This is a genomic window from Pseudomonas oleovorans subsp. oleovorans, from assembly GCF_002197815.1.
Taxonomy (GTDB): Bacteria; Pseudomonadota; Gammaproteobacteria; order Pseudomonadales; family Pseudomonadaceae; genus Aquipseudomonas; species Aquipseudomonas oleovorans.
This window is the reverse complement of sequence record NZ_NIUB01000001.1, coordinates 203,386-211,992: the sequence shown is the minus strand read 5'-3', so window position 1 is coordinate 211,992 and position 8,607 is coordinate 203,386. Positions and strand designations below refer to the sequence as shown.

Here is an 8,607-nt window from a genome sequence, read left to right as displayed (position 1 = left end):
GCTGAGCCAGCTAATGTGCCGACGCAACAAGAACATCGCCACGGTAGCCTTGGCGAACAAGAATGCCCGGATTATCTGGGCGATCCTCAGCAAGGGTGAACAGTATCAGCCTTGCTGAACAGCAAAGCGCAACACCTGGAGACGCAACGTAGTAGAGATCCACTCGATTGCACAGTGACATGAACTGATGACGAACCGGTCGCACCGACCTGTGTGTAACCTGCTGCATCCATCGGCCCTCTGCTTTGCAAGGCCGCTAGCCCGGTTAGGCGCACAGGAGCGAAATTCATCATGGCTCAAGGCTAACGCCTTATCAGAAGTCGAATATACGGAAGCAGTCGTACCTAGGTTCAGAGGCAGATTATTTCACTGGCAAAACGGGAGGAGTCCATATACGGATGCAATCCGGGGAGTCGTGAGAAAAAGCCCCGGATTACATCCGAGCTGCGTTCATTCGGATGGGGTTTCGCCATCGAGCGTGGAAAGCGGCCAGTATAGGTTCGGCCGGCGGTCGCGGAACACACCCCAGGCGGTACGCACTTTCTCCAGCTCGGTCAGATCGAAGCTGTGCACCAGCACGCCTTCCTCGGTCTGATTCAGCTCCTCGACCTTCGCGCCGAACTGGTCGGCGATGAACGAACTGCCGTAGAAGGTGATGGCGTAGCCGTCCTGTTCCTCGCGGCCGATGCGGTTGCTGGCCACCAGTGGCATCAGGTTGGCGCCGGCATGGCCCTGCTGTACGCGCTGCCAGTGCTCGCGTGAATTGATGCTGGCGTCGTGCGGTTCGCTGCCGATGGCGGTGGGGTAGAAGAGGATTTCCGCGCCCATCAGCGCCATGCTGCGGGCGCACTCCGGGAACCACTGATCCCAGCAGATACCCACGCCGATGCGCGCATAGGCGGTATCCCAGACCTTGAAGCCGGTATCGCCCGGGTTGAAGTAGTACTTCTCGTGATAGCCGGGGCCGTCGGGGATATGGCTTTTCCGATAAATCCCGAGGTTCGTGCCGTCGGCATCGAGGATGGCGATGCTGTTGAAACGGGCGCGCCCGGCGCGCTCGAAGAAGCTGATCGGCAGCACCACCTTCAGTTCCGCCGCAACCTTGCTGAAGTGCGCGATGGCCGGGTTCTCGTCCATCGTGGTCGCCAGCTGGGTGTAGTCGGTGTTGGGCTTCTGGCAGAAGTAGGGCGTCTCGAACAGCTCCTGAATCAGGATGATCTGCGCGCCCTGGGCGGCGGCCTGGCGCACCAGCTTCTCGGCGTTGGCGATGTTCGCAGGAGTATCCCAGGAGCAGGCCATTTGGGTCGCAGCGACGGTAACGATACGGGACATGAAGCACCTCTTGGCTCGTTCGCAGGCCGCTCTGGCGGCCCATTCAGAGTGCCGTGGCTGAACATCGACCAGGGCGGGATGCTCGATTTATATCCGATAAATATCGGTATTAGAAGATGCATTTGGTCGCCCGAGCGAAATAAATGCGATTTTTATCGGATTTATATTGGTTCGGGCCGTAGGGTGTCGCGGGGGCTTGGTTGTGCAACACGATGGTCGCGGCGTCAGATGCCATCGGTGCGCACGGCGCACCCTACGGTGGATTACGTCAGCGGTGCAGGCCTTTTCGGCAGCGCGGCCGGCAGGTACAGGCCCAGGTAGGCATCGAATACGCGCATGCCTTCCTCGGCCAGGCGCGGGGTGATGTGGCCGTGCAACTGCACGGAACGCGCATAAACACGATCACCCAGCGACATCGCCAGGTTGAAAACGTCGATATCCGTCGGCAATTGCGGCAGGGGGAAGTGACGGTCGAACAGTGCGTGCATCAATCGGCCCAATTCCAGGTCGTGCTGCTGATCGGCCTGGGTCACTTCGGCCAGGCCGTGCTGTGCCAGGATCAGTTGGCGCGCTGCAGCATCCTCGGCATAGATGGCCAGCATGCGCTGCTCGATCAGGCGCGAGAGGTCGTGCCAGCTACGCAGGGCAGTGTGATCGATCGGCTGCTGCAGGCTGGCGCGAAAGGCTGCATGCACGTCGGCGGTCAGCCCTTCGAGCAGGGCCGGTACGCTGGCGAAGAAATGGTAGATCGACGAGGGCGGGATGCCGGCGCGTTCAGCCACCGTGTAGATCGACAGAGTGGCCATGCCTTGCTCGGCCAGCAGCTCGCGCGCTGCCGTGAGGATCTGGGCGATCCTCGCCTGGCTGCTGGCGCGGGGTTTGCGCGGGCTGGCAGTGCGCGACATGAACAAGCTCCTCGGTTGTGAGGCGCTATTGGACGTCAGGCGCGGTCACTTGGGCAAGCAGGCTGAGCCGCCCGGCACTCTTGAGCGGGTGTGGGCGGCTTCTGCGCTTACACGGTATGCAGGTACCAGTTGTATTCGAGGTCGGAGATGGTGGTCTCGAATTCCTGCAGCTCGGCTTCCTTGCACGCGACGAAGATGTCGATGTATTTCGGATCGATGTACTTGTTCAGCACTTCGCTATCGTCCAGCTCGCGCAGGGCATCGCGCAGGTTGTTCGGCAGGCTGGGTTCGAGCTGCTCGTAGGCGTTGCCTTCGATCGGCTCGCCCGGTTCGATCTGGTTGGTCAGACCGTGGTGGATACCGGCGAGGATCGACGCCAGCATCAGGTAGGGGTTGGCATCGGCGCCGGCCACCCGGTGTTCGATGCGCACGGCGTCGGCGCTACCGGTGGGCACGCGCACGGCCACGGTGCGGTTGTCCAGCGCCCAGCTCGGCGCGTTGGGCACGTAGAACTGCGCGCCGAAGCGGCGGTAGGAGTTCACGTTGGGGCAGAGGAAGGCCATGCTCGCGGCCATGGTGTCGAGGATGCCGCCGATGGCGTGGCGCAGCGGCTGGTTCTCCAGCGGGTTGTCGGCGGCGAAGATGTTCTTGCCGGTCTTCTTGTCCAGCAGCGAGATGTGCACGTGCAGGCCATTGCCCGCCTGGCCCGGGTAGGGCTTGGCCATGAAGGTGGAATCCATTTCATGGTCGTAGGCGATGTTTTTGATCAGGCGCTTGAGCAGCAGGGCGTAGTCGCAGGCCTTGATGGCGTCTTCGACGTGATGCAGGTTGACCTCGAACTGCGCCGGGGCGCTTTCCTTGACGATGGCGTCGGCCGGGATGCCCTGCTCCTTGGCCGCTTCGAGCATGTCCTGCAGGCAGTCGACGTATTCGTCGAGGTCGTCGATCAGGTACACCTGGGTCGAATGCGGGCGCTTGCCGGAGATCGGCGAGCGCGGCGGCTGCGGCCGGCCGTTCACGTTCTCCTGGTCGATCAGGTAGAACTCCAGTTCGAAGGCGGCGCAGATCTTCAGACCCATGTCGTCGAACTTCTGTACCACCTGGCGCAGCACTTCGCGAGGGTCGGCGAAGAAGGGGGTGCCATCCAGTTCGTGCATGGTCATCAGCAGCTGCGCGGTGGGGCGCTTCTGCCAGGGCTCGTTGCACAGGGTATTGGGGATAGGGAAGCAGATACGGTCGGCGTCACCGATATCCAGGCCAAGGCCGGTGCTCTCGACGGTGGAGCCATTGATGTCGAGGGCGAAGAGCGAGGCCGGCAGGTTGATGCCTTTCTCGTACACCTTGTGCAGGGCGTTTCGATCGATGCGCTTGCCGCGCACCACGCCATTCATATCTGCAATAAGAAGGTCGACGAACTGGACCTCGGGATGTTCCTTGAGGAACGCGTTCGCTTCGTTAAGCTGAACGGCACGCGGGGGTACCGACATGATGCAACACCTTTTTGTTAAATATATCAATCATGCGACTGCATGGGTGTGAGTCAATCCGAAACGCACTTTACTGTCAAGCGGGCCCAGTGATGCCCTGTAGTGGGGCATGGTGGCCATTTCTGGGGCATTTCAAGGCCTTTCAGCGGGCTCCAAGCGTTGATCTTTCAGGTTGCTCAGTGGGGGTGTGTTCAATTTTTTACAGGACTATTGTGTAAAAAAATGAACAAGGCTAAGCTCGGTTCAAACCCATAACAGCAATAATACGGGTGTCTCATGTTTTCCCTGCCGGCCATCGGCGTCAGCGCTTGTGCCAAGATCATCGGTCACGCTACCTCTTCTTCCCGCAACAGCGAGGCGAATCTGCATATCATGCGGGCCCGAGTGGTCATGAGCATGACCGCTGCAATGCGGCAACATCCTTTCTTTGCATCCGGCGCGTCGCATGACCTGCCTGATCCGGTTTTTCGTTCATTGCATACCCAGCACGATAGCGTACGCGGCCGTGTGACGCTGTCTGCTGCGCGCCTTGGCCCGCGTCCTGCAATGCACAAGGCACTCGCCTGTTTCGCCGGGCGCGTGCTATGTCGCGAGATAGACGGCCCGATGTTCGAATACAAGGGTGAGCGATTTTCTTTCTGTGGTGTGCAAAGTCGGGTACCGGAGGTGTCGCACCCCTAGTAGCATCCACACGAATATCTCGCCTTCTTCCAGGCCTTTGGTGAGGCTTGCAGGGAGAGGGCGGGGCAACGCTGAACCCGCTATAACAAAAGTAGGTTCTACAACCCTGAGGTCTCTATGAGTACCAAGCTAGACCAGCTCACGAGCTGGCTGAAAGAACGCAAAATCACCGAAGTCGAATGCCTGATCAGCGACCTGACCGGCATTGCCCGCGGCAAGATCTCGCCGACCAACAAGTTCCTCGATGAGAAGGGCATGCGCCTCCCCGAGAGCGTGCTGCTGCAGACCGTGACCGGCGACTACGTCGAGGACGATATCTATTACGACCTACTGGACGAGGCGGACATCGACATGTTCTGCCGTCCGGATCCCAACGCTGTCTTCGTCGTGCCCTGGGCCATCGAGCCCACCGCCATGGTGATCCACGATACGTTCGACAAGCAGGGCAACCCCATCGAGCTGTCGCCGCGCAACATCCTCAAGAAGGTGTTGCAGATGTACGCCGACAAGGGCTGGAAGCCCATCGTCGCGCCGGAGATGGAGTTCTACCTGACCAAGCGCAACAGCGATCCGGACTTCCCGCTGGTAGCACCTGTTGGCCGCTCCGGCCGCCCGGAAACCGGTCGTCAGAGCTTCTCTATTGACGCGGCCAACGAGTTCGACCCGCTGTTCGAAGACATGTACGACTGGTGCGAACTGCAAGGCCTGGATCTGGACACCCTGATCCACGAAGAAGGTCCGGCGCAGATGGAAATCAACTTCCGTCATGGCGATGCACTGCACCTCGCCGACCAGATTCTGGTGTTCAAGCGCACCATGCGTGAGGCCGCGCTCAAGCATGACGTGGCGGCCACTTTCATGGCCAAGCCGATCACCGACGAGCCTGGCAGCGCCATGCACATTCACCAGAGCGTGGTCGACATCAAAACCGGCAAGAACATCTTCTCCAACGAAGACGGCACCATGAGCGAGCTGTTCATGCATCACATCGGGGGGCTGCAGAAGTACATCCCCGAGCTGCTGCCGCTGTTCGCGCCGAACGTCAACTCGTTCCGCCGCTTCCTGCCCGATACCTCGGCGCCGGTGAACGTGGAGTGGGGCGAGGAGAACCGCACCGTAGGCCTGCGCGTGCCTGAGGCGACTCCGCAGAACCGTCGCGTGGAAAACCGCCTGGCCGGCGCTGACGCCAACCCGTACCTGGTGCTGGCAGCTACTCTGCTGTGCGGCTACATGGGTATGGTCGGCGGGGTGAGGCCCGGTGCACCGGTCAAGGGCCGTGGTTACGAGCGTCGCAACCTGCGCCTGCCGGTGACCATCGAGAGCGCTCTGGAGCGGATGGAAGCGTGCAAGGACGCCGAGAAATTCCTCGGCGAGAAGTTCATCCGTGGCTATGTCGCGGTCAAGCGTGCCGAGCACGAGAACTTCAAGCGCGTGATCAGCTCCTGGGAACGCGAGTTCCTGCTGCTGTCGGTTTAGCAGGGTAGGGTGGGCTTCAGCCCACCATTGCATGCCGACTCGGTGGGCTGAAGCGGATCGCCGCCCGGCCCGCTCTACAAGTCCGTGGCCGGCAGCGTTCACAGAAGAAGGTGTGGTAATGAACCAGCAAGCGAACAACCCCAAGACTGCGCAGTGGCAGGCGCTGAGCCAGGCCCACCACCTGGCGCCGTTCAGTGATTACAAGCAGCTGGCCGAGAAGGGCCCGCGCATCATCACCGAGGCCAAGGGTGTGCACCTGTGGGACAGCGAGGGCAACAAAATCCTCGATGGCATGGCCGGCTTGTGGTGCGTGGCCATCGGCTATGGTCGCGAGGAGCTGGTCGCAGCCGCCGCTACGCAGATGCGTCAACTGCCGTTCTACAACACCTTCTTCCAGACCGCGCACCCGCCGGTGCTTGAGTTGGCCCATGCCATCTCCCAGCTGGCGCCGGCCGGCATGAATCACGTGTTCTTCACTGGTTCGGGCTCGGAGGGCAACGACACCATGCTGCGTCTGGTGCGCCACTACTGGGCATGCAAAGGCCAGCCGAACAAGAAAATCATCATCGGCCGCGACAACGGCTACCACGGCTCCACCGTGGCCGGGGCTAGCCTCGGCGGCATGAAGTTCATGCACGAGCAGGGCGACCTGCCGATTCCGGGCATCGCCCATATTCCGCAGCCGTACTGGTTCGGCGAGGGTGGCGAGCAGTCGCCGGAAGAGTTCGGCATCTGGGCTGCCGACCAGTTGGAGAAGAAGATTCTCGAACTGGGCGAAGAAAATGTTGCAGCGTTTATCGCCGAGCCGATCCAGGGCGCCGGTGGCGTGATCATCCCGCCGGAAACCTACTGGCCGCGGATCAAGGAAATCCTCGGCAAATACGACATCCTGTTCGTTGCCGACGAGGTGATCTGCGGTTTCGGCCGCACCGGCGAGTGGTTCGGCAGCCAGTACTACGACCTCAAGCCTGATCTGATGACCATCGCCAAGGGCCTGACCTCGGGTTACGTGCCGATGGGCGGGCTGATTGTCAGCGACAAGGTGTTCGAAGTGATCGAGGCGCATGGCGACTTCAACCACGGCTTCACCTATTCCGGCCACCCGGTGGCCGCTGCGGTGGGCCTGGAGAATCTGCGCATTCTCAGGGAGGAGGGCATCGTTGAGCGAGTCAAGGCAGAATCGGCACCATATTTGCAGCGTCGTCTACGTGAGCTGGCGGATCACCCGCTGGTGGGCGAAGTGCGCGGCGTCGGCATGCTTGGTGCCATCGAGTTGGTGCAGGACAAGGCGACGCGCACACGTTATCCGGGTGACAAGGCGGTAGGCATGATCTGCCGCGGCCACTGCTTTAATAACGGTCTGATCATGCGCGCCGTGGGCGACACCATGATCATTGCGCCACCACTGGTGATCAGCCAGGCGGAGGTGGATGAGCTGGTAGAGAAAGCACGCAAGTGCCTGGATCTGACCCTGCGTGACCTGTCGGTCTGAAAGCCCGCAGTCACGGAAAGTTGTCAGCGGTGCCATGACCTTGCCAGACTGCGCCAGAATGCGTGAGCCGTCCTGATTGGAACGGTTTGCGCGACCTCTGGAATATCGACACAACAACAGGAGCTGTACGCATGAAAACATTCGGCAAGACCCTTCTCGCGTTGTCCCTGACCGCGGCCGTGGCAGGCGCTGCTCAGGCTGACAGCAAGGTGCTGCATGTCTACAACTGGAGCGATTACATCGCCGAAGACACCCTGGCCAACTTCGAGAAGGAAACCGGCATCAAGGTTGTCTACGACGTCTTCGACAGCAACGAAGTACTGGAAGCCAAGCTGCTGGCCGGCAGCTCCGGTTACGACGTAGTCGTGCCGTCCAACCCCTTCCTGGCCAAGCAGATCAAGGCTGGCGTGTTCCAGAAACTGGACAAGTCCAAGCTGCCGAACTGGTCGAACCTGGACAAGGACCTGCTCAAGGCCCTGGAACCGAGCGATCCGGGCAACCAGTACTCGATCCCCTACATGTGGGGCACCATTGGCATCGGCTACAACGTCGAGAAGGTCAAGGCCGTGCTCGGCGAAGACGCGCCGGTCGACTCCTGGGATCTGGTGTTCAAGCCCGAGAACATGGAAAAGCTGAAGGCCTGCGGCGTTTCCTTCCTCGATTCCCCAACCGAAATTCTCCCGGCCGCTCTGCACTACCTGGGCTACGCCCCGGACAGCAGCAAGGCTGACGAGCTGAAGAAGGCCGAGGAACTGTTCCTCTCCATCCGTCCTTCGGTGGCTTACTTCCACAGCTCCAAGTACATCTCCGACCTGGCCAACGGCAACATCTGCGTCGCCATCGGCTACTCGGGCGATATCTACCAGAGCAAGGCACGCGCCGAAGAAGCGAAGAACGGCGTGGAAGTCGGCTACAACATTCCGAAGGAAGGCGCGGGCTCCTTCTTCGACATGCTGGCGGTGCCGGCCGACGCCAAGAACGTCGAAGCTGCACACGTGTTCCTCAATTATCTGATGGAGCCGGCGGTGATGGCCAACATCACCAACTACGTGCAGTTCCCCAACGGCAACGCCGCAGCCACGCCGCTGGTCGATGAGGCGCTGCGCACCGATCCGGGCGTTTATCCGACTCCGGAAGTGCTGCAGAAGATCTACACCTTCCCGGACCTGGCGCCGGCGGTGCAGCGCAACATGACCCGCAGCTGGACCAAGATCAAGTCCGGTCGCTAAGCAAC

Annotated in this window: 7 protein-coding genes and 1 pseudogene; 5 read left to right on the top strand and 3 right to left on the bottom strand. The window is 60.9% G+C overall.

All coding sequences use genetic code 11. The features are described from left to right. Positions 1-118 (top strand): annotated as a pseudogene (locus PSOLE_RS23505) (IS110 family transposase); the annotation flags it as partial. Between the two features lie 332 nt (positions 119-450). On the opposite strand, the gene aguB reads toward PSOLE_RS23505, so the two are convergent. From aguB to PSOLE_RS00930, 3 genes are all read right to left on the bottom strand, one after another. After that, complete coding sequence (gene aguB / locus PSOLE_RS00940) at positions 451-1,332, bottom strand: N-carbamoylputrescine amidase (protein WP_074855155.1); 882 nt, start codon at positions 1,330-1,332, stop codon at positions 451-453. Positions 1,333-1,595: 263 nt separating this feature from the next. After that, positions 1,596-2,237: a TetR/AcrR family transcriptional regulator gene (locus PSOLE_RS00935; protein WP_074855156.1), complete on the bottom strand. Its 642-nt coding sequence runs from the start codon at positions 2,235-2,237 to the stop codon at positions 1,596-1,598. Between the two features lie 107 nt (positions 2,238-2,344). After that, positions 2,345-3,724: a glutamine synthetase family protein gene (locus tag PSOLE_RS00930; RefSeq protein ID WP_074855157.1), complete on the bottom strand. Its 1,380-nt coding sequence runs from the start codon at positions 3,722-3,724 to the stop codon at positions 2,345-2,347. 276 nt (positions 3,725-4,000) lie between these two features. Between PSOLE_RS00930 and PSOLE_RS23500 the strand changes: the two genes are divergently transcribed. The 4 genes from PSOLE_RS23500 to PSOLE_RS00915 all read left to right on the top strand — a co-directional run bounded on the left by PSOLE_RS23500 (position 4,001) and on the right by PSOLE_RS00915 (position 8,602). Next, positions 4,001-4,405 (top strand): hypothetical protein, encoded by a 405-nt coding sequence (locus PSOLE_RS23500; RefSeq protein WP_139204899.1) that lies wholly within the window; start codon positions 4,001-4,003, stop codon positions 4,403-4,405. 117 nt (positions 4,406-4,522) lie between these two features. Continuing rightward, positions 4,523-5,881 carry a glutamine synthetase family protein gene (locus PSOLE_RS00925; protein WP_074855158.1) on the top strand — a complete coding sequence of 453 codons (1,359 nt, stop codon included), beginning with the start codon at positions 4,523-4,525 and terminating at the stop codon, positions 5,879-5,881. A gap of 118 nt (positions 5,882-5,999) precedes the next feature. Beyond that, positions 6,000-7,373 (top strand): aspartate aminotransferase family protein, encoded by a 1,374-nt coding sequence (locus PSOLE_RS00920; protein WP_074855159.1) that lies wholly within the window; start codon positions 6,000-6,002, stop codon positions 7,371-7,373. A 131-nt stretch (positions 7,374-7,504) separates the two neighbouring features. Then, a complete protein-coding gene (locus PSOLE_RS00915; RefSeq protein ID WP_074855160.1) occupies positions 7,505-8,602 on the top strand; it encodes an extracellular solute-binding protein in 1,098 nt (365 codons plus the stop codon). Positions 8,603-8,607 lie beyond the last annotated feature (5 nt).